This window comes from Arthrobacter sp. 9MFCol3.1 (assembly GCF_000620385.1).
Classification (GTDB): domain Bacteria; phylum Actinomycetota; class Actinomycetes; order Actinomycetales; family Micrococcaceae; genus Arthrobacter.
In genome coordinates, this window is sequence record NZ_JIBJ01000003.1 from 14,200 (window position 1) to 34,650 (window position 20,451).

Sequence of the window (20,451 nt, forward strand, 5' to 3'; positions counted from 1 at the left end):
CTCCGTCATTCGGATGGATCGACAGGCGGTCGTCGACCGGCTGGCCGCGGACGGCTACGGGCTGGTCGGCGACATCGGCCAGTACGAGCACATCTGGCGCATGGCCTATGTGCGCGGTCCGGAGGGGATCATCGTGTCCCTGGCCGAGCGGATCGGCTGACCTGCCCTCACCCGCGCAAACCGGAGTCTTCCAAACCGACTGGCATGCCTGCCGCATAGGTCCTGTCGGTGCCCCGCCGAGTGGTGACATGATGGGCGCATGAGCCGCGTCACGTGCGATCTGACCATCTCCCTCGACGGATTCGTCGCCGGTCCGAACCAAAGCATGACGGAACCCCTGGGCGAGGGCGGGGAGCTCCTGCACAGGTGGATGTTTGAGGAAGCCGAGTCCAACGCAGCCGAGCTCGAAGGCATCCTCGCGGCCGGCGCCTACATCATGGGCCGGAACATGTACGCCGGTCCCGGGGCATGGGATGAGCAATGGCGGGGATGGTGGGGAGAGGAACCGCCCTATCACGCACCTGTGTTCGTTCTTACCCATCACCCCCGCGAACCCCTGGAGATGGAGGGCGGCACGACGTTCAACTTCGTGGCCGATGGGATCGAATCGGCGCTGGCCCAGGCGCGGAAGGCCGCTGGCAGCAAGGACGTGGCCATAGCCGGCGGAGCGCAGACCGCCCGACAATTCCTTTCGGCGGGGCTGATCGACGAGCTGCGGCTCCACATTGCGCCCATAGTGCTGGGTGCGGGCGAACGGCTGCTGGACGGCGTGACGGACCTCAAGCTTGAGCCGACGGACGTGAGCGGTTCCAGCCTCGTCACCCACGTGCGCTATCGGGTAGTCCGCTGACAAGCTGACCCTGAGTCCTCGGACGTCACTCGGCGGACGCTGCGGAGCCGTCGCACGGGTAGTGGAGCAGAACGACGCCGTTGCCGAACGGCCGCGTCCCCTTGAGCCTGAGGTTCGTCCGGACATCCGCGGCCTCGAACAGCGGCCGGCCCTGCCCCAGGACCACGGGCTGGACGAGGATTCTGACGCCAACCGCCGCGTCGCTTCGAGAGAGTGCCCGGGCGCCGGTTGGACGTCAGGGGGCCCGCAAAGAGCCACTGAGCGTTTGCAATGGGGCAGAGTCCATCTTTTGTCGGCCCATCCGGCTACACTGAATATATCGAACATATATTCGAATAAGGGTGTGTTGTGGGCGTTGTTGTGGGTCCCCGCGTGATAGATGCGGGCATGTCGTTGTTGTCGGTGCTGATCTCGCCGGTCCCCGTCGCGGCCGGGTATCCATCGCCGGCGCAGGACTACTTTGATGGGCGGATCGACCTGAACGAGCACCTGATCAAGGACATCACCAGCACCTACGTCGTGCGGGTCTCAGGAGACTCGATGGAACGCGCCGGCATCAGCGACGGCGATGAACTGATCGTGAACAGGGCCCTGGAACCCAAGGACGGGTCCGTAGTCATCGCCGTCCTGGACGGGGAATTGACCATCAAGCGGCTCCGGGTCACGGCCGCCGGCGTCGTGCTGCAGGCGGAGAATCCGGCGTACCCGGACATCCGGGTGCCATCCTTGTCAGATCTGGTCATCTGGGGCGTCGCGACCCGCTGCCTGCACCATGTTTGAGGCACACCATGTCTAAGCCCGCCCCGATGCGGCGGATGCCGCAGATCGCGCACGTGGACGTGAACTGCTTCTACGCCTCGGCCGAGCGGGCATTCGACCCGTCCCTCGAAGGCCGGCCCGTCGTCGTCCTGTCCAACAACGACGGCTGCGCCGTCACCCGGTCCCCGGAAGCCAAGGCCCTCGGCATCACCCTGGGTGAGCCGTGGTTCAAACTCGCCCCGCGGGCCCAGGAATGGGGGCTCGTTGCGCTATCCAGCAACTACGAGCTCTATGGGGACATCAGCGCCCGGGTGATGGAACTGCTCGGCCGCTACAGCGCCTGGCTGGAGGTCTACAGCATCGACGAGGCCTTCCTCGGCGTCAAAGGCGCGCCGGAGGACCTGCTGGCCCTGGGCCAGACCATGAAGGCAGCCGTGCGGCGGAACGTCGGGGTTCCGGTCTGCGTCGGGATCGCCGGGACCAAGACCCTGGCGAAACTGGCCAACAAATGGGCCAAGCACAACCCCGCCTTCGACGGCGTCTGCCACTGGGACTCCGTGCCCGCCGCCGCCCGGGAAGCGCTCATGGGCCGGCTGTCCGTGATCGAGATCTGGGGCGTCGCGGCGCGGCTGACCAAACGCCTCAACGCCCTAGGGCTCCATTCGATCCTTGACCTGTCCCGGGCCGACCCGGTGATGATCCGGGACCGCTTCTCCGTGGTCATGATGCGCACCGTCCTGGAACTGCAGGGCACCCCGTGCATCCCGATGGAGGAAGAACGGATCGGCCGGGACCAGCTCATCTTTTCGCGTTCCTTCGCCACCCCCATCTCCACCGCCGCCGGCATGCGGCAGGTCATGAGCGTCTACGGCCAGCAGGCCTCGGCCCGGCTGGCCAAACACGGCCTCCAGGCCAAGGTCCTCACCGCCTTCGCCGGCACCTCGCACTTCAACCCGAACGACGCTTCCTACCCGTCGGTGTGCGTGCCGCTGCCGATGCCCACCGCCGATCCCGTCCTGCTCACCCGGGCCGCCCGCGCGCTCCTCCCCCACATCCACGAAGGCATCAAGTACGCCCGGGCCGGCATCATGGTCACCGACCTGCGGCCCACCGGCAACCAGGCGCCGCTGGCCCTGTTCGAAAACCCGCACGAGGAACGCCGCATCGGAACACTCCTGGAAGACGTGACTCGCCGGTACGGGCGCGGCTCCATCGGCCTCGGCCACGCCGGCATACGGGGCGGGCCGGACTGGACCATGAAACGGGACATGCTCTCCCCCCGCTACACCACCCACTGGGACGAACTCCCCCTCGTCAAAGCCGCCTAAGACCAGCACACCCCCGCAGCACCGCACCACGAAGGACCCCCCATGACCCTCAGTTCCGAAATCCCCGTACGAACCCTTGACCTTCAAGTCCGGCTCGACCCGGCAGGCAAGCCCCTCGCCATCCGGCACGACGGACGGATCTGGCTTGTCGATCCCGCCACCGAGTCCCGGCACTGGATCGGCGGCGACACCCGGCAGGCCACCGGACGTTCGGCCGCTGCTGGCGGCGCCAACCTGGCCGGTAGCGAATACTGGCGCGTCGAGGCCCGGCTGGGGTCGAATTCGGCGCTGCGCACGTTCACGCTGCGCCGGAATCCGCGCTCCGTCCAGTGGCTCCTGGACGACATCAGCGACGGCGGCTAGGGCAACGGTGGCACTGAACCGTCAGCCGATCAACGACCAGACCTGGGCAGGGATCAGGGCAGAATTCACGCTGCCCGCACTGGAACAGGTCCGCCGCCGCCTCGGCCAACTGATGGACGACCCCGAGCCGGTAATGCAGCAGCTCGTCCGCGTCTTCATCGAAGACGGCACGTTCTGCCCGGGATTCCAATTCATCGCCGGCGGCCACCTCCACCCGACCGTCGTGGACCTTTTCCAGCGCGCGCTAGAACTGAAGGTTCCGCACAACTACTTCACGGCCTGGATGGTCACCCCCTCGCGGGAACTCGGCGGGTCCCGCCCCGTTGATCACCTGAAAAGTGACCCCGCTCCCCTGCTTCGCGCGCTGGAATCCCACCGCTGGAGTTAGGGCCGACTCGCAACTGACGTGCAACGGATCCGCTGATCATTCAGGCTCGGGGACGTCGTTGAGTCACCCCCGGGAATCGCAGCAGCCTTGCCGTTGGTAGTCTTTAGCCCACTATCCCTTTCCGCCCGACGTCACTTGAGGTGCCAACATGATTCCGACGACTCCCCCTCCGGGCACCGTCCTTCTTGCGGGCGCCACCGGCGATCTCGGCGGGCGTATCCTGCGGAATTTGGTCGCCCTGGGGGCCACCGTTCGGGTCCTCACGCGGCCGGGGACCAGTACGGAGCGGATCGCGCAGCTCCGCGCCCAGGGTGTCGAAGTGCTCCAGGCGGGCTACGACGATCCGGCGGGCCTCCGAAGGGCCTGCGCGGATGTTGACTGCGTAGTCTCCGCGATCAACGGCCTGGACAGCGCAATTTTCGACGCCCAATCGCGCTTGCTGGAGGCGGCGGCCGCGGTGGGCGTACCGCGCTTCATCCCTTCCGATTTCTCCATCGACTACCGTGGAATCCGCCCCCGAAGCAACCGGAACTTGCAGTTCCGCCGAGACTTCGCACAGCGCCTGGACGCCACCGAAATCCGGGCCACGTCCATCCTCAACGGCGCCTTCACCGACATGCTCTCCGGGCAGGCGCCCATGATCCTGTTCTCCCGGCGCCGGGTGCTCTTCTGGTCCGACCCCGACCAAGTGCTCGACTTCACCACGAAGGATGACACGGCCGCCTACACCGCCGCCGCCGCCCTCGACGAGCGGGCGCCCCGCGTTCTCCAGATCGCCGGAGACCAGGTCACGGCAAGGACCCTGGCAGCCACCATGTCCGAGCTGACCGGAACGCAGTTCCGGCTCCTCTACGCGGGCAGCGTCGGTTCCTTGACTGCAATGAGCCGGGCAGTCAAAGCCCTCATGCCGGCCTCCGACAAGCCCTTCCCGCCGTGGCAGGGCATGCAGTACTTCGCCAGCATGTTCAGCGGCGACGCGACGCTGAATTACATCAGCAACGACCGGTACGGCAGCCGGACGTGGACCACCGCCCGGGACGTCCTGGACCAGCACCAGCAGCAGATCTCATCGGCCCCGGTCGCCTAACCGGCGGGCGCTTGTTGCACGGACAAGCCCCAAACCCCTAGTGTTCGGATCATGGCCGCGCCCGGGGGACCCGCCCGTAATGGAATACGCACGACGCCGACACTGCTGTCCCTAACGTGCCTCGCCGTCGTCGCGCTAACCCCGGCCTGCGCGTCTACTCCCCCACTTAGCACGTCGGCCGGGGAACAAGCGGTCACCAAGCCGCCCGCCGCCACGGCCGCACCGTCGACGGGCGCCGGACTGTCGCCCGGCATGACCCTCGCCCCGGTTCCTCCGATTCAGCCAGCCCCCGGGCAGGGTGTAGATGACTGTCTGCCACAGCGTGCAGGGAACGCCCGGGCCAACGGAGCGCTGGAGTGCCAGTACTTCACATCCGGTTCCATGGTGCCCGCTTCTGTGTCCAGTGGTCCGGGCGCGAGCTCCGGCGATTACGCGATACGGTTCGGCAGCGTTGGCGGCCGCACGTTGATGACCGTGCGCATCCCCTGTGCTTCGTATGCGGTCAAGGTCAGCATTGCCGGCGAAACGATCACGCCGGATCCCGGGACACTCGAAAGTTTTCTGGGCACCTGCAACTTCCCGTGGGACCAGGAACAGGCTCGGATGAAACGGTACCTTCAGGCTCCGCTTCAGTTCGCACAGCGGGAGGCTGGAATCGTGCTGCATAACCCGGAATGGGGAATCACTCTCTTCCGCACCCCTTACGAGGCCGGCTGATCCTCCTGAGATGGCTGCTTGTCAGACGGTTGTAGTACGCCAAATAGGGGGTAGGAAGCGGGGCGTCAATAAAGGATGGAAACAAGTTCCGGCAGTTCGGAGCAGCCCATGAAGCGAAGGCTTCCGAAGTGGCTGAAGGTCGTCTGCATCTTATTGTTGGTCATCTTTGCGCCGCCAGCGCTTCTTCAGGTGTCACATCTTCTTGGCACAGCGCCGATGGTTGCGATCTCGGACCGGCTGCACCCCGATCCGGGATGGAACGAGGACGGAGAGAACATCACGGGAGGGCTTTTCTGCATCAGCTATGACGTGGACTGCAACAGTATGTGGCGCAGCTTCCGGACGGAGCGGAAAGTAGCTCCCGCAGGCGTGCAGCGTATCAGTGACGAAGCCATGAATGGCGCAAGAGTGAAGGGCGACTGCGAGACTTCTCCGCTGGCGTCCAATTCCACGGGAACGTACGTGGCATGTTCTGCCACTGCTGTCGTTGACGGCTATGACGTGGAAGTCCGTGTCTTGAAGCTTGACGAGCACAGCCCGGATCGGATCATCCAATTCTTGCTGAGCGACGTGAAGAACCGTCAGTGACCCCACGAGCCAGTTCACGCCCACCAGGTCCAGCGCATATTTGACCGCAGGAAATGCTGCGATTTGCCCTGGATGGAGGGCGGCGATGACGCTGTCACCGTCCGGCAGCGGCGTGCCATCCCCCAGCGTCGGCATCACTACCGCCACAGGACGGGCGGCCGCGATGAGCTCGCGACCGCCGCACGTACCGGGTGCACCCTGGGCTCAGCGCACCGACTTGCGCTCGTAGATCGCCATCGACCAGGCATACCCGGCGACCACGATCACGACACACCACCCGATTGCCAGCACCGGGCTCCAGCCGAGCGGGGTGCCGAGCAGCAGTCCGCGGATGGCCTCGATGAACGGCGTGAACGGCTGGTACTGCGCGAACCACTGCAGCCACTCCGGCATCGACTCGGTCGGCACAAAACCGCTGCTGAGGAAGGGCAGGAACGTCAGCACGAGGGGCAGATTGCTGGCGGTCTCGGCAGACTTCGCCTGCATGCCCATGGCCACCCCGAGCGTGCTGATCGCGTACGCGATCAGCACGATCAGACCGGCGGCCGAGATCCATTCGACAAACCCGGCGGTCGGACGGAAGCCAATCAGGAGGCCGACGCCGAGCACGAGCACGACGGCGATGATCGCCTGGATGGTATTGCCAAGCACGTGACCGGCGAGCACCGCGGCCCGCGAGATCGCCATCGTCCGGAACCGCGCGGTGATGCCCTCGGTCATGTCCATCGACACGGTCGTCGCGATGCCGCCGGCGCTGCCTGCGATGGTCAACAGCAGGATGCCCGGCATGACGTACGCGACATACGCCTCCCGCCCGCCGGCCGGGTCCGCGCCGGGCAGGCCGGCCCCGAGCGTGCCGCCGAACACGAACACGAAAAACAGCAGCAGGACTACCGGCCCGACGATGGTGAAGACCGACAGGCCCGGGTAGCGCAGCATGTGCAGCAGGTTGCGGCGCAGCATCGTCACGGAGTCGGCAAGGACGTGTGATTGCTGGCGTGTGCCCGGCGCCGTCTGGCGCTTGGCGGTGATGGTGGTCATGATTCGGTTCCCTTCGTCTCGACCCGGCCGGTGAGCGCGAAGAACACGTCATCGAGGTCCGGGGTGTGGATGCTGAGGTCGTCGACCTCCAAGTTGGCCGTGTCGAGGCGGTCCAGCACGGTGCGCAGCGCGCCGACACCGCCGTCGCTCGGCACGGTGAGCGAGAGCCCGGCGTCGTCGCGGGCTGACTCGCCGAGCAGGCGGGAGGCGGCGTCGAGCCGGGCGGCATCGGCGAACCGGAGCCGGATGTGTCCACCGGGGACCAGGCGCTTGAGCTCGTCCGGCGTCCCCTCGGCGACGAGGCGGCCGCCGTCGAGCACCGCGATGCGGTCCGCGAGTTCGTCCGCCTCGTCCAGGTACTGGGTGGTGAGCAGCACGGTGGTGCCGTCCGCGACCAGGCTGCGCACGATGTCCCACATGGTGTGGCGGCTGCGCGGGTCCAGTCCCGTGGTGGGCTCGTCCAGGAAGATGACGCTGGGGGCCGAGACGAGTGTCATGGCGAGGTCTAGCCGGCGCTGCATCCCGCCCGAGTAGGTGGCCAGCGGCTTGCGGGCGGCCTCGACGAGGTCGAACTGCTCCAGCAGCTCGGCCGCCCGGGTCTTGGAGCGCTTCGCCCCGAGATGACGCAGCCGGGCCATCAACAGGAGGTTCTCCTCGCCGGTGAGCAGCTTGTCCACCGCGGAGAACTGGCCGGTCAGGCCGATCGCGGCGCGGACGCCGTCGGGGTCGCGCACGACGTCGCGCCCGTTCACGAGTGCCGTGCCGCCGTCGGGCCGCACCAGGGTGGACAGGATGTGCACGGTGGTCGTCTTGCCGGCGCCGTTCGGGCCGAGCAGTGCGGTGACGGTGCCCGCGCCCACGGTGAGGTCGACGTCGTCGAGCACGGCCTTTGTGCCGTAGGACTTCCGCAGCCCGCGGACTTCGATTGCTGGCGTGTTCATGTCCTTCGTTCCCTTCTGTTGGTGGCCCGGAGTCAGTGGGCGCGCTGGATGCTGATGTCGCCGTGCTGGGTGCGGGCACGAACTGCGACGGTCTGTTCGGACGCGCCGGGAGCGCGGTCGCTGTCGAGCTGGTTGCGGACGTGCCCCTCTTTCGAGGACAGGTCGAGCCAGGCGGGAACGCCGGGCCGCACGCCGATGGTGATCTGGCCGAAGCCGCTCTCGACCTGGATGGAACCACTCGAGACCTCTGCAAGCTGGATGCTGCCGTAGGCGGTCTTCGCCGCGACGGAGCCGAGTGCCTTCGTGATCTCGAGGTCGCCGTAGGAGAGCTTCGCTTCAAGGTCGCCGCCGGACTCCCCGATCAGGATGGTGCCGTGTGAGGCCTTGAGGATCGCGTCGCCGGTGACCTTGCCGATGCGGATCTGACCGTGGTCGGCCGTGATCTCGATCCCGCCCTCGGCGGTGCCCAGTGTGGCGTTGCCGTGCGAGGCGCGCAGCCACAAGTCGCCGGTGGAGTCGAGGTCCACGCGGCCCATCGAACTCTTGATCCGGGTTGCGCCGAGGCGTCCGACGGTGCGCACGCCGCCGACCCCGATTTCGGCGGTGAGCCGTGACCCGGCCGGCAGCTCGACCTTCACATCGACCGACTCGGTTGGTCCGATCCAGCTGATGCGGGGCCGGGGGCCGGTGATGATGAGCCGCTGGCCGTCGACGTCGACCCTGGTCTCCTCCGCGCCCCGGCGGTCGACCGCCTTCGCGGGGTTGGTCGGCGAGACGGTCACAACCGTGTCGTCGCGGTCAGAGGCGATGATTTCGATCGCGCCGACCTGCAGCTTGATGGCGAGGTCGATGGGGGTGGGGGTGTCGTAGGTGGGCATGCTGGCGCCTTCCTTTTGGGTGTGTTTGATCGACCCCGCGGGTCCGCGTGGTTGGTGGGTGGTGGTGTGAGCGGGCTAGCGGGCCCAGCCGGCGAAGTTGTCGCCGGTGCGCAGCGTGCGCTGGGCGGATCGTCGTTGCTTGGGTTGCAGGGCGGCTGCAACTGCACGGACCAGCCAGGTGTTGACGGACAGGCCGTCAGCGGCTGCGGCCTCGTCCACCCGCGTCTTGAGGGCATCCGGCAGGCGGAGCGTCGTGCGGGAGGTGCTCGCGTCGTCGAGGTCGAGCGGCGCGGCGGGCCGCTCGTCACTGTCAGATTCCGTGTTCGGCTGGGTCACCACGAACTCGACGTCGCGTCCGCGCAGCCGCATGTCAACCGATCCGGGTGCGAGGTCGCGCGTGATCTCGCCGACTGCGGCGGACAGAACATCGAGGAGCACAAGCCGGGTCGCGGCGTCCAGTCCGGCGGCGAGCCGCTCGGCGACGGCGCGGGTGTCCTCCGTGCCGTTCTCCGCGGCATCCACTAACTGCCGCTGTAGGTCGTTGACGTATTGTCCGAGTTCCATGCCACCATAGTGACACCACCGTGGTGTCACGTCAAGCATTTATGGTGTCACCGGTGACGCGCAGGTTTGTGCGGCGGCTGAATTCGGGTCAACAGCCCTTACTCTGCCGCCGCTGCGGCGTCCTGTCGCTTCACCATCTCGGTGATCCAGATCGGCGCGAACGGCGAGGTGCAGTTCGGGGGCGTCGGGTAATCCTTGAGCACCTCCAGGCGCTCGCCGATGCCGATGGCGCGGGCGCGGTGTGCGGGGTGCTCAATCCCGATCTGGGCCAGGCAGTGGTTCATCGCCCACTGCAAGCGGTCCGGGGCGTCCTTCATCTGCGCCTCGATGGTGTCGAGCAGTCCTGGCAGGTCGAGGCCCTCCGGATTCTTCGCCACGCGGTCGGTGGTCAGCGCCCATCCGGCACTTGCGACCACCGGGTCCGGATCGGCGAACCAAGCCACCCGCAGCTCCTCGGCATGCGGGTTCTTCTTCACCACATAATTGACCAGCCAGTCCTGCACCTTGGGAGTGTCCGCCTGGCGCAACATGACGTCCAACTCATCACGATCAAAGGCCTTCGGACGGCAGATCAGGAGCGCCAGGAGCCGCGCCGCGGTATCACCGGTCCCCCACAGCCCACATGCCAGCTCCTGCTGGGTCTTCAGCCGCTTGGCGAACGCCCGCAGCTTGCCAAGGTTCACCCCGTGGTCGTCGCCATGCCTGGCGTTCACCTCGCGGATCCTCGGGTCCTCGAGGTCGGCCAGGCCGGCCATCACCTCGGCCACCGTCGTCCCGGTTTCCGTCGTCTGGGCCACCTCAGCCTCCTGTCCGTTGCTTGTGCGATTCAGCATACGACGGCGGTCAGACCGCGCGCGGCACTGACCACACGCGGCAGCACAAAGCCGCAGCCCTAAACGGCAGCCATGACCCGCTCGCCGTTGAAGTATTCGAGCTGCCAGCCGTCGACGGCATGGTGGTGGGCCAGGTTGAGCACGGCGTTGTCGATGCTTTCCAGGGTGCGGCCGACGGCGCGGCTGAGACTCACGCGCAGGAGCGTGCCGTGGGCGACCGCCAGGACGCGGCGGCCACGGAACTCCTCGGCCAGCGCCTCCAGCGCGGCCAGCCCGCGGCCGGCGGCCTCGTCCTCGCTTTCTGCTCCGCGGAACCCATTGGGGATGCGCAGTGCTTCCAGTTCAGGACCGGCCTGGAGGCCCTCCGCGGGTCCGAAGTTGCGCTCGGCGAGTTCCGGCACGCGTCGGGCCACACTGAGCCCAAGCCCTGCGGCGATGAGGTCGGCGGTTTCCGCGGCACGGCTCAGCGGTGAGGACACGATCGCGTCCCATTCGAAGCCCGACAGCACGGCGACGGCGTCGCGCGCCTGGCCGCGGCCGACGTCGTTCAGTGGAATATCGGTGGCTCCCTGCAGCCGGCGCTGCGCATTCCAGTCCGTCTGGCCATGGCGGACGAGGGCAAACGTCGTAGAGGTCATGCCCTCCATTCTGCCCTGACCGCTGTCATTCCCGAGATTCGGCGTCGTGATCGAGCACGACGGCGGACCGTCCGGAGTTCCCCCGCAGCCGACGGCGGAAGCCGAGGGGGGTTACCCTGCGGTGCCCGACTGCGCGGCGTAGGCAGTGGCCCGGTCGCGGACATGATCTACGTACGGATCAGACTGGTTGTAGGAGTAGATGGCGTCGGCCCAGCCCGCGGCGGTGCTGAGGTCACCGCCGTGGGCGCAAAGGTACGAGGCGGCGCTTAGCGCGGCGTCGTCGATGTTGAACGGGTCGGCTGTCCCGTCGCCGTTCCCGTCCCGCCCTGCGAGTTGCCAGGTAGAGGGAATGAACTGCATGGGTCCGACGGCGTGGTCCCAGCGGTCGTCGCCGTCCAGGGCGCCGGCGTCCGTATCAGGGATCGCGGCGAAGCCGTCGCCGTTGAGGCTCGGGCCGACAATTGGCCCGCTCACCTGGCCTGTGGCGGTCAGGCTGCCGCCGCCGTACGTTCCGTGGCCGGATTCGACGAAGCCCACCGCTGCCACGGTATTCCAACCGATTCCGCACGCAGGAGCGGCTTCGTTAGCCGCACCGGCCGCAGCCACGTAGGCCTGGAGGGCCCGGGCAGGGATGCCGGTCTGCGCGGCGGCATGGGTGAGCCAGTCGGCGTCCGTGCTCCGGGTGATGTTGACGGCGGATGTGATGCCGGCGGAGAGAGATTCGAGTTTCGCCTCCGCCCGCGGCGGCGCGGGCAGGGCGACGCGGGTCTCCGCGCCGGAGAATCGGAAGGCCCAAAACAAGAACCCGGTGATGACGCAAAATACAAACAGGCCCAGCACGGCAAGGCGTTTCAAACGGAGCATTGACTAAGCGGGCCGGCCGTGGACGATGCCGGCCCGCCGGTCCAGCGCGGCGCGGGAAACCGCGCCGGCGCCGGTCACGCGGGAGGCCACGGCCCTAGCCTTCACATTCGACGCAGTAAGCGTGGCCGTTCTTTTCGCGTGCAACCTGGGACCGGTGCCGGACCAGGAAACAGGAATAGCAGGTGAATTCGTCCTGCGCCTGCGGGATGACCTGCACGACGAGTTCCTCGGCGACGATTTCTCCGCCGGGGCTGATCGCATCGTCAAACGCGTCAGCTTCATCCAGCTCACGGACAACGCTGCGGGCATCCGGGGCGTTGGCAGACTGCAGCGCCTGCAGCGAATTATCCTGCGACTCCTTGACGTCGGATCGGACTTCGTCGTAATCGGTTGCCACGGGGGTGACTCTCATTCCTGTGTTTAGTTCTGACGGGAAGCCAACGTACACCATTGCGCGCGTCAGTGCCTCATGTGAACCAAGTCCTTCAGGCCGAGCGGAGTCGCGGGACCGCTACGACGAAGCGAACGGGGAAGCTCATGCCGTCCGGGCGGACCGGTCTGTCCCGCGGAACTGCAGGACGAACAAAGGCGTGTCCGCCGCTGCCGCGAAGCAGCGCCGGACACGCCTTGAGCATCGGGTCGAGCCGTTGCTACATTCCGGGAATGTCCTGGGCCTGGTGAACCTCGATTTCGCAGCCGCCCGGCATGTTCAGGTGCGGGTGCTGCTTGGCGAGTTGACGGCTGTAGTTAGGCAACTGTCAGACGGTGACGGTCCGGCCGGTGAACGCGATCAGGCGCTCCAGGCTGCTCGCGGCCTCCGTGACCGGCTGGGCAGCGGCGAAGCTGCCGCTGGCGCGGACCTGATCCGAGATGGTCACCAGGGCCAGGGCCTCAATGTGATCCGTGACGACGTCGGAGACGACAAGTTCCTGGCCGGTGGCCTTCGCGAAGTCCCACGCATGGACGAGCAGCTCGAGGTTAACGATCCCGGCGACGACGGTCGCGGGCAGTTCGGCGAAGCCCATGTCGATGGTGCCTTCGAAGCCGCGGCGGCCGAACGCCTCCAGGGTGGCCTGCGCGAGTCCGGCGATGCGAACTTCCGGTCCTGCCCCGGCGTCGTCGCTCACGTCCGCGCCCAGCGCGCCGCCGACATGCTTCAGCGAACCGGCCAGGTGCTCCAGCAATTCGTGGGCGGTGAAGTTTTCGCACGGAGTGGCCTTCTCACGGTCCTCCGGGGTGAGCTTGCGCAGCACGCCCAGGAGCACGGCGAGCGATGCCTCAGCCGAGCTGATGTGATCGATCGAGTCCGGGGCCGCCGACCATTCGTCCGGACCGGCGCCGGCCGGGGAGGAGGTCTCGGCGATCAGGCGGTCCAGGTAGTGGCTCCAGCCTTCGGCATGTGCCGCGGCCTGTTCGGCGTTGAGGCCGGCATGGACCAGGCGGAGTGTGGTGCCCTCGGCGTCGGGCTCCAGCGTGATCGTCACCGTGGACGCGCCCGGCGCCAGGTCCATTCCGGACTCCCAGCCCCAGGTGAAAACGATGCGCTTGCCGGGCTCGATCTCTTGGAACGTGCCGGCGGCGTGGTGGCCGGGAGTGACGGTCCATCGGTATTCGCCGCCAATGCGAAGGTCGACGCGGGCCGCCACCGTTTGCCAGCGTCGCAGACGTTCCGGCTCGGTGATGAGCGCAAAGGCCTCGTCGGCGCCGACGGGCAGGTGAATGGTTTTCTCGAACGTCATGAGAATGGTCCTTTGTTTTGAGGCGAAGTATCTGAATTGGTCGTGTGATGTTGCGGAGGCCCGTGACGCTGGGCGGCAAGTGCGGCCGCATCCGATGCCAGCAGATCCAGTTCGTCGGTCCAGAACTGTTCGACAAGTTCACGCAGCCGGCCCATGCCCGCTGGGTCGAGTCGGTAGTACCTGTTCCGGCCCTCTTTGCGGGCTGATACCAGGCCGGCCTGTTCCAGCAACAGCAGGTGCTGGGACACCGCGGAGCGGCTGACCGTGAAATGGGCGGCCAGCTCCCCGACCGCCTGTTCGCGGCTGGCGAGAAGATGCAGCAGGCGTCGACGGTTCGGCTCCGCAGCAATCTCCAAGGCATCCAACACAGATAATACGTTAGTGGCGACTAACGCATTCTGCAAGTACTCAGCGGACGAAGGGGTCAGTGACCGGAAATCGCCGCTCCTGGGGGCCGCGGCCTGGGCATGGCGCAGCGGTTTTCGGAACGGCTTCTCAGGACGCTAGGGCGCGAGCCGGGTCAGGCGCCGGCAACGAAGGCGGGGAATCCCCGGGCGCAGCGGCTAGAGGCCCCGGTGGTGCTCAATGAGCCATCGCGCCATCTGCTGGGCGCGCTTAGAGGCCAGCGCGTCCCCCTCGGTGGCGGAAATGATGGAGCCTTTCATTAGGATGTGCCAGGACCGGGCAAATTCCTCGGGGCGGTCCAGCCCGGCCTCCTCGGCCAGGGCCTGGATATGCCCGCGGATACGGCTGAGGTAATCGATACTCGCCTTGCCGAGCGGATGCCCGGCGCCCATCTCCAGCAGCACGTTGATAAACGCGCACGCCTCGAAATCCTCGCGCTGGAACCAGTCCCCGAATACGTCAAAGACGGCGAGCAGCCTCTCCTCGGGGGTGTTGCCCCGCCGGCTGGCCTCGGCCACGATCAGGTCAACGGTCCACACCTGGTCGCGGAGTTCCAGGAAGGCCAGCACCAGGGCGTCCTTGGACGGAAAGTGCCGGTAGAAGGTTGCCTTGGAGACCCCTGAACTGCTGATCAGCTCGTTGACCCCTACATCGCGGATACCGCGGCGGGAGAACAACTCGTAGGCGGTGGCGAGAATACGGTCCACCGGCTCGTCGCGTCCGGCCATGGCTGTGGCAGGCAGCAGCGTAGGACCCTCGGCGTCGTTGACAGTCATGATAAAAAATTTTACACCGGACCGCGGCGTACAGACCGGTCTGCCCCGGAGTGTGCTATCAGTCTCCAGTAGATCCCCCCGGCGTTTCCGGCCCGTACGACGCCGGTGCGACGCCGGCGGACCGGCGCATAAACCCGCCGGCGCCCCAATTCCCCCTAAGGATGGAGAACCCGGTCGCTTTCGCGGCGTTGCGAGAATCGACTGTCCAATGCCTGGACGAAGCTGCGGAGGGTCGCGGCCTCGTGCGTGCTGTTAGCCAGCCGGACGATCGCCGACGCCGTGTGGGCCAATTTGATGTTGTGGTGCTGGCTGTAGGTGGAAAGCCGTGCGAAGGCGTCGTCGGAACCGATATGGAGTATTCCCATCAGGATGCCCTTGGCCTGTTCGATAAGGCCTCGGGTGCCGATGGCTCCGGCGACAGCCTCGCGGGCGGACCGGTCTGTTTCAAGTTGAATTGTCCTGGTGAGGTCCAGGATGAACCCGTCGACGAACAAGACCTTCCCGTCACTGTCCGGCACCCCCTCCCCCGCAGTCAGGACGCGGCGTTCGCGCCGGCGTGCGTCGAAGAGACGATGGTAAGTGGCAAAAAACCCTCCGCCACGGCACACATCCTCAAAAATTTCCCTGCACTGCTTCCGGTCTTCAGGATGCACGTGCTGCATCAGGACGCCCACCGTGGGCACCACCTCGCCCCGGTGATAGCCGTGGATCTGGTAAATCTGCTCGGACCACTGCAGCTCCCCCGCGACCGCGTCGTAGCGAAAGGTCCCGGCGAGGCAGTCCTCGGCAACCAGCGCGCTGGAGTAAGCCTGCAACGCCTTCAACTCCGTCATGGCCAGGCCCGCCTGCCCGGTCCGTCGGCGGGCGCCCGGCCCCGGGTTACGGTCAGCATGAGCCGAGCCCAACCTGTGCGGTCCGCGCCACCAGCGCCTGCCGCCACCGCACGATCATCTGCTGGTTGCGGGTCACAGCGCGACTGCCCAAGAAGCGCGCTGCGGACGGGATGCGGAGGCGCGGCGGCCCTTCAGGGGATCTCGGCGCCCCGTCCCGGGCCAGCCTCGCCCGGGCGCGCGGGCTCGTTACGTGCGCCTCGTGGACTCCGCGCCTCTGCGCTCCGGGCTGCATGGGAGTGCCTGAGGCCGCGGACTGGAGCTGCGCGTCATCTCGCGGTGCGGGAATTTCCGCGACCAGCCCCATGCCGGCATACTCCCGAACTGCCGCGATCCCGGCCACGGCCGATGGCAGGTCAGGAAAGGGCTTGGAGAGGGCCATGACGGTCCCGTCCGGGGCAGTAAGTCGAAATCGGTAGGAAGTGTCGGAATCGGTGAACAGTTCGAACATGCCTGTCATAGAACCCTCCTGGGCAGCCGGGACCCGATTGCTCCCGGCGACGCCGTTGTCACCGGGAACAGCCTGAATCCACCCGAACGATGCCAGTCACACGTACCGGCCGGATCGAATTGATGAATTCATGAAAGTCTGAACTATGCATGTCGCGTGCGCAAGAGGTACCACCCTGTCTGGCGGCGGCCACGACACGGCATTGGTCCGGCGCTACGATATGTAAGCGGACTTACGAAATCAGGGCTGCGCAAGACAGACTTTTCTGTCTTGCACGTGCTAGTTTTCCTGTCGGCGGAGTCCGCACAGACGCGCGGTTCAGAATATTTGAAAGTGAAGGAGGGAAGTCCCGATGCCGGATGATCTTCCCGCAAGTCCGGTCCTGACCGATGTGAAGGCAGAACTGTTCAAGGCCATGGGTCACCCTGCCCGGATCCAGCTGCTGGAAATGCTCGCCGACGGACCAGTTGCAGTAAGCAGACTGCGCGACAACACAGGCCTTGAGCCATCGAACCTCTCCCAACATTTGAGCCTGCTCCGCCGCCAGCGCCTGATTGTGCCCTCACGCCGCGAGGGCAGGTTGTTCTATGAACTGGCCAGCCCGGAGGTTAATGTCCTGCTCGCGGCCGCCCGATCCCTGCTCGGCTCCCTCCTCGTCACCACCCGTTTGAACTTGAGCCCCATGGCTGAAGAGCCGGAAGAGGCAGTCCGTTAGATGCCGGCACACGCCGTACTGTATGGACAACATCGATCGAACGGTCTGGAAGCATCCGGATTAAAACCAGTAGGGGTATGAATGGCTCACGCCGAGAACGAGACGACCATCAACCGTTCACCCGAGGACGTCTATGCGTTCCTCGCAGATGGGCTGAACAACCGCGCATGGCGCTCGGGGGTTCAGGACATATCACTGAAGAGTGGAACACCCGGGCGCCTTGGGGCCGTGTACAGCCAGACCCTCTCGGGTCCCGGCGGCCGGCCGATCGTCGGGGACTACGAAATCACCGCGGCGGAGCCCGGAAAGCATCTGGGCTTCCAGGTCGTGGCCGGCCCGGCCCGGCCGGCCGGTGCGTACCGGCTCAGTGAAGTGCCGGGCGGAACGACTGTTCGCTTCACCCTGGACCTGGAGCCCAAGGGACTCATGAAACTAGTGGGCCCGGTGATTGTCCGCACCATGAATGCCGAAGTCGCGCAGTTGACCAATCTCAAGAACGTTCTCGAATCCGTCTAGACCCAGGCGACCGGCCGGTTCGACGTCGGGATCTGACGACGACGGCGCCCGTCACCTCGCGAGGTGAGCGGCGCCGTCGTTCGTATCCCCCGCCAGCCTGTCGGCTTCACGAACCACCTGAAGGACCCTCCCCATGGCGCGCATTTTCATCACCGGCTCGACCGACGGACTCGGCCTCGCCACCGCCCGGACGCTCCTCAACGGCGGCGACGAGGTCCTGCTGCACGCCCGCTCCAGGGAACGCGCCGCCGCCGTCGACGAACTCGCACGGCAAGGCATCGGCATCGTGATCGGTGACCTCAGCAGGGCTTCCGAAACCCGGGAGCTGGCCGCCCAGGTGAACGCTCACGGGCGGATGGACGCGGTCATCCACAACGCCGGCGTCTACCTCTCGCCGGGGCGCGTCGCGACCCCGGACGGACACTCCCGCACCCTGGCCGTCAACGTTCTGGCCCCTTACATTTTGACCGCCCTGATCGAGCGGCCCCACCGCCTGATCTGCCTCAGCAGCGGGATGCACCACGCGGCCAGCGGAAACCTCCAGGACATCGATTGGACCCGACGGAGCTGGAACGCCAGCGCAGCCTACTCCGAGAGCAAGCTCTACGTATCCGCACTCTCCGCTTCCGTCGCCCGGCACTGGACCAACGTGCTCAGCAACTCGGTTGACCCCGGTTGGGTGCCCACCAAGATGGGAGGCGCCGGCGCCCCCGACGACCTCGCCATGGGCCAGGACACCCAGGGCTGGCTCGCCGTCAGCGGTGACCCCGCCGCGCAGGTCTCCGGAATGTACTGGCACCACCGCCGGCCACGGAAGCCGGCCCCGGAGGTCAACGACGCCGATTTCCAGGACAAGCTCACCAACAAACTCGCCGAACTCACGGGCATCACGCTCTTCTGAAGCGAAGCACCGACCCGAACTACTGGCATGCCTGAACAGGTAGTCCCTGCCGGCCGGACTGGTGGCGCGAAGTGTCCCCAGCCCGTCCCTATCGTGGGCTCCACCTGTCGGCTTAGGCTGGTCGCATTCTATGTACGCAGTTGAACATCGAACGTTGCCGGCAGCTGGAAGGCCGGCAGTCGGTTCGAGGGGGCCGGAAGGAGGCCGGGGATGACGCCGGCGGACAGGACATGGACACCCGAGGATCAGGGCTGGCTCCGGGAAAACCTGCGTGAGGCCATCGACCATCTAGTGGAGATGGGGTACACGGTGCGCGGGGGGCAAGGCGAGGATCCGGAACTCATCCACCCCGGCGGTTCGGCCGTGCAGACGTGGCGGGAAGACTACCCCTACGAGGAACGGATGTCCCGCGAGGAGTACGAGCTGGAGAAATACCGGCTGCAGGTTGAACTGCTGAAGTTCCAGTACTGGGGCCAGGACCAGGAGCTCAGGCACGTGATCGTCTTCGAGGGCCGGGATGCGGCCGGCAAGGGCGGAACAATCAAGCGCTTCACCGAGCACCTGAATCCCCGCTCGGCCCGGGCAGTGGCCTTGAGTAAGCCCTCTGACCGTGAACTGGGCCAGTGGTATTTCCAGCGCTACATCCAGCACCTGCCCACGGCCGGGGAGATCGTGATGTTCGACCGCTCCTGGTACAACCGGGCAAATGTGGAGCGGGTCATGGGCTTCTGCACGGAGCAGGAGTTCGACACCTTCATGGTTCAGGCCCCGCTCTTCGAGAGAATGCTGGTGGACTCCGGGATCCACCTGACCAAGTTCTGGTTCTCGGTGACACGCCACGAGCAGCGCACCCGCTTTGCGATCCGGCAGATAGACCCGGTGCGGCGCTGGAAGCTCTCACCTATCGATCTGGCTTCCCTGGACCGGTGGGAGGAGTACACGGCCGCCAAGGAGGAAACGTTCCTCCGGACCGATACGGACCATGCGCCGTGGATCACTATCAAGTTCAACGACAAGAAGCGGGGACGGATCAACGCCATGCGCTACTTCCTCAACCAGTTCGACTACGAGGACAAGGACACGTCAGTGGTCCACAGCCCCGACCGGCTGATCGTGCGCCGCGGCCGCGAAGCCGCCGGCGACTAGCGCCACGCCAAGCGGATGAATGCGGTCCCCCATGCTGCGAAGAAGGAGTCGACGCGAATGACCACGTATCTGATCTCGTTTCCCAGTGCCGCCATGGTCGTCCCTGACTTGGCGATCGCTCGGATGCGTCGCGTTCACGGTGGCATCCCAGCAGAAGATGACAACATGGGGATATGACTCCTGCTCACGGTTTTTCCGACTTCTTCCGGCGTCCCCAGCCCATCAAACCCAAGGCCGGCCAGGAATCGGTGTGGGACTATCCGCGACCGCCAAGGGTCGAGCCACGATCCGAACGGGTAATCGTGCGGCTGGGCGGGCAGGTGATTGCCGACACCACCGATGCGGTGCGCGTCCTGGAGACGAGTCATCCGCCTGTCTACTACTTGCCTTTGAACTCATTCCCTGCCGGCGCACTCGTCCCGGTCGAGGGCACCACCTTCTGCGAGTTCAAGGGAGAAGCGCACTACTTCGACGTCGTTGCCGGCGGCGTCGTCGTGCCCCGTGCCGGGTGGACCTACCCCGAACCCACCCGGGGGTTCGAGGCGCTCAATACCCGAGTAGCGCTCTACCCGGGTCGCATGGACTCCTGCCAAGTCAACGGCGAGCAGGTGACCTCCCAGGAAGGTGACTTCTACGGTGGTTGGATCACCACGCGGATCGTTGGTCCTTTCAAGGGCGGCCCGGGCACGGCCGGGTGGTGAGCGCAGCCCCCATGCCCCGGAAGACGTGCACCTGACTGTGCGTGTGGCGACTCAACCGGTGCTCGCGCGGGCGGCGTGGTGCCCGTTGTGCCCTGCCCCGCCAGCGTGGTAGCTTTCCGGTGATCGTGATCAATCTTCAGGAGGTGAGACCCATGAACGCAGTATCCGTAATGGGCGCTCCCCCGAAGTCCACGGTCGCGCGACTGAAGTAGTCGTCCCCGGGAGTGCCCCACAGGCAATTTCGCGAAGGGCGACTCCCATGAACACAACACCGTCTTCAACTCCGCGCATCGGCTCGACGACAACTTCCCCTGCCATCGCAGGGACGCGGCCACCACAGCCCGGAAATTGGCCCACTCCCGGCCAACAGGC

Annotated in this window: 28 protein-coding genes; 14 read left to right on the plus strand and 14 right to left on the minus strand. The window is 66.3% G+C overall.

Annotated features, from left to right (window positions below; all coding sequences use genetic code 11):
* Positions 1-13 precede the first annotated feature (13 nt).
* A complete protein-coding gene (locus tag C560_RS22815; RefSeq protein WP_442853133.1) occupies positions 14-160 on the plus strand; it encodes a hypothetical protein in 147 nt (48 codons plus the stop codon).
* 99 nt (positions 161-259) lie between these two features.
* On the plus strand, positions 260-850 hold the full coding sequence (locus C560_RS0100055; protein WP_026536644.1) for a dihydrofolate reductase family protein: 591 nt from the start codon (positions 260-262) through the stop codon (positions 848-850).
* Positions 851-875: 25 nt separating this feature from the next.
* Here C560_RS0100055 and C560_RS23165 read toward each other — a convergent pair whose 3' ends face one another.
* Positions 876-1,031, minus strand: coding sequence for a hypothetical protein (locus C560_RS23165; RefSeq protein WP_155855685.1), 156 nt, complete (start codon positions 1,029-1,031; stop codon positions 876-878).
* Between the two features lie 167 nt (positions 1,032-1,198).
* Here C560_RS23165 and C560_RS0100065 point away from each other — a divergent pair, with 167 nt between their 5' ends.
* The 7 genes from C560_RS0100065 to C560_RS0100100 all read left to right on the plus strand — a co-directional run bounded on the left by C560_RS0100065 (position 1,199) and on the right by C560_RS0100100 (position 6,080).
* A complete protein-coding gene (locus tag C560_RS0100065) occupies positions 1,199-1,630 on the plus strand; it encodes a LexA family protein (protein WP_026536645.1) in 432 nt (143 codons plus the stop codon).
* Between the two features lie 8 nt (positions 1,631-1,638).
* Complete coding sequence (locus C560_RS0100070; protein WP_026536646.1) at positions 1,639-2,937, plus strand: Y-family DNA polymerase; 1,299 nt, start codon at positions 1,639-1,641, stop codon at positions 2,935-2,937.
* Positions 2,938-2,979: 42 nt separating this feature from the next.
* Positions 2,980-3,300, plus strand: a complete 321-nt coding sequence (locus C560_RS0100075) for a hypothetical protein (protein ID WP_026536647.1) — start codon at positions 2,980-2,982, stop codon at positions 3,298-3,300.
* A 7-nt stretch (positions 3,301-3,307) separates the two neighbouring features.
* Positions 3,308-3,688 carry a hypothetical protein gene (locus C560_RS0100080; protein ID WP_026536648.1) on the plus strand — a complete coding sequence of 127 codons (381 nt, stop codon included), beginning with the start codon at positions 3,308-3,310 and terminating at the stop codon, positions 3,686-3,688.
* A gap of 148 nt (positions 3,689-3,836) precedes the next feature.
* Complete coding sequence (locus C560_RS20770) at positions 3,837-4,775, plus strand: NmrA family NAD(P)-binding protein (protein ID WP_043422194.1); 939 nt, start codon at positions 3,837-3,839, stop codon at positions 4,773-4,775.
* Positions 4,776-5,027: 252 nt separating this feature from the next.
* On the plus strand, positions 5,028-5,492 hold the full coding sequence (locus C560_RS23520) for a hypothetical protein (RefSeq protein WP_197026069.1): 465 nt from the start codon (positions 5,028-5,030) through the stop codon (positions 5,490-5,492).
* 108 nt (positions 5,493-5,600) lie between these two features.
* Positions 5,601-6,080 (plus strand): hypothetical protein, encoded by a 480-nt coding sequence (locus tag C560_RS0100100; RefSeq protein WP_155855687.1) that lies wholly within the window; start codon positions 5,601-5,603, stop codon positions 6,078-6,080.
* Positions 6,081-6,284: 204 nt separating this feature from the next.
* Here the strand turns inward: C560_RS0100100 and C560_RS0100105 are convergent, their stop codons facing one another.
* From C560_RS0100105 to C560_RS23685, 13 genes are all read right to left on the minus strand, one after another.
* Positions 6,285-7,121, minus strand: a complete 837-nt coding sequence (locus C560_RS0100105; RefSeq protein ID WP_051532908.1) for an ABC transporter permease — start codon at positions 7,119-7,121, stop codon at positions 6,285-6,287.
* Entirely contained in the window at positions 7,118-8,062 is a 945-nt protein-coding gene (locus C560_RS0100110) for a daunorubicin resistance protein DrrA family ABC transporter ATP-binding protein (RefSeq protein ID WP_026536652.1), read from the minus strand. The genes C560_RS0100105 and C560_RS0100110 overlap by 4 nt, the downstream gene beginning before the upstream one ends.
* Before the next feature lie 32 nt (positions 8,063-8,094).
* The gene (locus tag C560_RS0100115) at positions 8,095-8,940 is read right to left on the minus strand and encodes a DUF4097 family beta strand repeat-containing protein (protein ID WP_026536653.1); all 846 of its coding nucleotides are present in this window, start codon (positions 8,938-8,940) and stop codon (positions 8,095-8,097) included.
* Between the two features lie 75 nt (positions 8,941-9,015).
* Positions 9,016-9,504: a hypothetical protein gene (locus C560_RS0100120; RefSeq protein ID WP_018772840.1), complete on the minus strand. Its 489-nt coding sequence runs from the start codon at positions 9,502-9,504 to the stop codon at positions 9,016-9,018.
* Between the two features lie 98 nt (positions 9,505-9,602).
* Entirely contained in the window at positions 9,603-10,259 is a 657-nt protein-coding gene (locus C560_RS0100125) for a DNA alkylation repair protein (protein ID WP_442853137.1), read from the minus strand.
* A gap of 137 nt (positions 10,260-10,396) precedes the next feature.
* Entirely contained in the window at positions 10,397-10,975 is a 579-nt protein-coding gene (locus tag C560_RS0100130; RefSeq protein WP_018772838.1) for a histidine phosphatase family protein, read from the minus strand.
* 111 nt (positions 10,976-11,086) lie between these two features.
* Positions 11,087-11,839: a lytic transglycosylase domain-containing protein gene (locus tag C560_RS0100135; RefSeq protein WP_043422200.1), complete on the minus strand. Its 753-nt coding sequence runs from the start codon at positions 11,837-11,839 to the stop codon at positions 11,087-11,089.
* Between the two features lie 94 nt (positions 11,840-11,933).
* Complete coding sequence (locus C560_RS0100145; protein ID WP_018772836.1) at positions 11,934-12,236, minus strand: DUF4193 domain-containing protein; 303 nt, start codon at positions 12,234-12,236, stop codon at positions 11,934-11,936.
* Positions 12,237-12,597: 361 nt separating this feature from the next.
* Positions 12,598-13,578 carry a TIGR03086 family metal-binding protein gene (locus C560_RS0100150; RefSeq protein ID WP_026536656.1) on the minus strand — a complete coding sequence of 327 codons (981 nt, stop codon included), beginning with the start codon at positions 13,576-13,578 and terminating at the stop codon, positions 12,598-12,600.
* Positions 13,575-13,946: an ArsR/SmtB family transcription factor gene (locus C560_RS23525; RefSeq protein ID WP_051082213.1), complete on the minus strand. Its 372-nt coding sequence runs from the start codon at positions 13,944-13,946 to the stop codon at positions 13,575-13,577. The genes C560_RS0100150 and C560_RS23525 overlap by 4 nt, the downstream gene beginning before the upstream one ends.
* Before the next feature lie 195 nt (positions 13,947-14,141).
* Positions 14,142-14,759, minus strand: coding sequence for a TetR/AcrR family transcriptional regulator (locus C560_RS0100160; RefSeq protein ID WP_026536657.1), 618 nt, complete (start codon positions 14,757-14,759; stop codon positions 14,142-14,144).
* A 155-nt stretch (positions 14,760-14,914) separates the two neighbouring features.
* Positions 14,915-15,592 (minus strand): PAS and ANTAR domain-containing protein, encoded by a 678-nt coding sequence (locus C560_RS0100165; protein WP_026536658.1) that lies wholly within the window; start codon positions 15,590-15,592, stop codon positions 14,915-14,917.
* Positions 15,593-15,644: 52 nt separating this feature from the next.
* Positions 15,645-16,109: a YegP family protein gene (locus C560_RS23685; protein ID WP_043422202.1), complete on the minus strand. Its 465-nt coding sequence runs from the start codon at positions 16,107-16,109 to the stop codon at positions 15,645-15,647.
* A gap of 343 nt (positions 16,110-16,452) precedes the next feature.
* On the opposite strand from C560_RS23685, the gene C560_RS0100175 reads away from it, so the two are divergent.
* The 5 genes from C560_RS0100175 (at position 16,453) to C560_RS0100205 (ending at position 20,079) form a co-directional block, all read left to right on the plus strand.
* Positions 16,453-16,815, plus strand: coding sequence for an ArsR/SmtB family transcription factor (locus C560_RS0100175; RefSeq protein WP_026536659.1), 363 nt, complete (start codon positions 16,453-16,455; stop codon positions 16,813-16,815).
* 81 nt (positions 16,816-16,896) lie between these two features.
* Positions 16,897-17,331 (plus strand): SRPBCC family protein, encoded by a 435-nt coding sequence (locus C560_RS0100180; RefSeq protein ID WP_026536660.1) that lies wholly within the window; start codon positions 16,897-16,899, stop codon positions 17,329-17,331.
* Between the two features lie 133 nt (positions 17,332-17,464).
* Complete coding sequence (locus C560_RS0100190; RefSeq protein WP_026536661.1) at positions 17,465-18,232, plus strand: SDR family NAD(P)-dependent oxidoreductase; 768 nt, start codon at positions 17,465-17,467, stop codon at positions 18,230-18,232.
* A gap of 210 nt (positions 18,233-18,442) precedes the next feature.
* Positions 18,443-19,378 carry a polyphosphate kinase 2 gene (ppk2, locus tag C560_RS0100195; RefSeq protein ID WP_018772827.1) on the plus strand — a complete coding sequence of 312 codons (936 nt, stop codon included), beginning with the start codon at positions 18,443-18,445 and terminating at the stop codon, positions 19,376-19,378.
* A gap of 173 nt (positions 19,379-19,551) precedes the next feature.
* Positions 19,552-20,079 (plus strand): DUF427 domain-containing protein, encoded by a 528-nt coding sequence (locus tag C560_RS0100205; RefSeq protein WP_026536662.1) that lies wholly within the window; start codon positions 19,552-19,554, stop codon positions 20,077-20,079.
* Positions 20,080-20,451 lie beyond the last annotated feature (372 nt).

Coding starts and splice junctions, on each gene's coding strand:
- C560_RS22815 (WP_442853133.1), top strand. CDS start 14: ATGGATCGACAGGCGGTCGTCGACCGGCTGGCCGCGGACGGCTACGGG.
- C560_RS0100055 (WP_026536644.1), top strand. CDS start 260: ATGAGCCGCGTCACGTGCGATCTGACCATCTCCCTCGACGGATTCGTC.
- C560_RS0100070 (WP_026536646.1), top strand. CDS start 1,639: ATGTCTAAGCCCGCCCCGATGCGGCGGATGCCGCAGATCGCGCACGTG.
- C560_RS0100075 (WP_026536647.1), top strand. CDS start 2,980: ATGACCCTCAGTTCCGAAATCCCCGTACGAACCCTTGACCTTCAAGTC.
- C560_RS20770 (WP_043422194.1), top strand. CDS start 3,837: ATGATTCCGACGACTCCCCCTCCGGGCACCGTCCTTCTTGCGGGCGCC.
- C560_RS23520 (WP_197026069.1), top strand. CDS start 5,028: ATGACCCTCGCCCCGGTTCCTCCGATTCAGCCAGCCCCCGGGCAGGGT.
- C560_RS0100100 (WP_155855687.1), top strand. CDS start 5,601: ATGAAGCGAAGGCTTCCGAAGTGGCTGAAGGTCGTCTGCATCTTATTG.
- C560_RS0100105 (WP_051532908.1), bottom strand. CDS start 7,121: ATGACCACCATCACCGCCAAGCGCCAGACGGCGCCGGGCACACGCCAG.
- C560_RS0100110 (WP_026536652.1), bottom strand. CDS start 8,062: ATGAACACGCCAGCAATCGAAGTCCGCGGGCTGCGGAAGTCCTACGGC.
- C560_RS0100115 (WP_026536653.1), bottom strand. CDS start 8,940: ATGCCCACCTACGACACCCCCACCCCCATCGACCTCGCCATCAAGCTG.
- C560_RS0100120 (WP_018772840.1), bottom strand. CDS start 9,504: ATGGAACTCGGACAATACGTCAACGACCTACAGCGGCAGTTAGTGGAT.
- C560_RS0100125 (WP_442853137.1), bottom strand. CDS start 10,259: ATGGCCGGCCTGGCCGACCTCGAGGACCCGAGGATCCGCGAGGTGAAC.
- C560_RS0100130 (WP_018772838.1), bottom strand. CDS start 10,975: ATGACCTCTACGACGTTTGCCCTCGTCCGCCATGGCCAGACGGACTGG.
- C560_RS0100135 (WP_043422200.1), bottom strand. CDS start 11,839: ATGCTCCGTTTGAAACGCCTTGCCGTGCTGGGCCTGTTTGTATTTTGC.
- C560_RS0100150 (WP_026536656.1), bottom strand. CDS start 13,578: ATGACGTTCGAGAAAACCATTCACCTGCCCGTCGGCGCCGACGAGGCC.
- C560_RS0100160 (WP_026536657.1), bottom strand. CDS start 14,759: ATGACTGTCAACGACGCCGAGGGTCCTACGCTGCTGCCTGCCACAGCC.
- C560_RS0100165 (WP_026536658.1), bottom strand. CDS start 15,592: ATGACGGAGTTGAAGGCGTTGCAGGCTTACTCCAGCGCGCTGGTTGCC.
- C560_RS23685 (WP_043422202.1), bottom strand. CDS start 16,109: ATGACAGGCATGTTCGAACTGTTCACCGATTCCGACACTTCCTACCGA.
- C560_RS0100175 (WP_026536659.1), top strand. CDS start 16,453: ATGCCGGATGATCTTCCCGCAAGTCCGGTCCTGACCGATGTGAAGGCA.
- C560_RS0100180 (WP_026536660.1), top strand. CDS start 16,897: ATGGCTCACGCCGAGAACGAGACGACCATCAACCGTTCACCCGAGGAC.
- C560_RS0100190 (WP_026536661.1), top strand. CDS start 17,465: ATGGCGCGCATTTTCATCACCGGCTCGACCGACGGACTCGGCCTCGCC.
- ppk2 (WP_018772827.1), top strand. CDS start 18,443: ATGACGCCGGCGGACAGGACATGGACACCCGAGGATCAGGGCTGGCTC.
- C560_RS0100205 (WP_026536662.1), top strand. CDS start 19,552: ATGACTCCTGCTCACGGTTTTTCCGACTTCTTCCGGCGTCCCCAGCCC.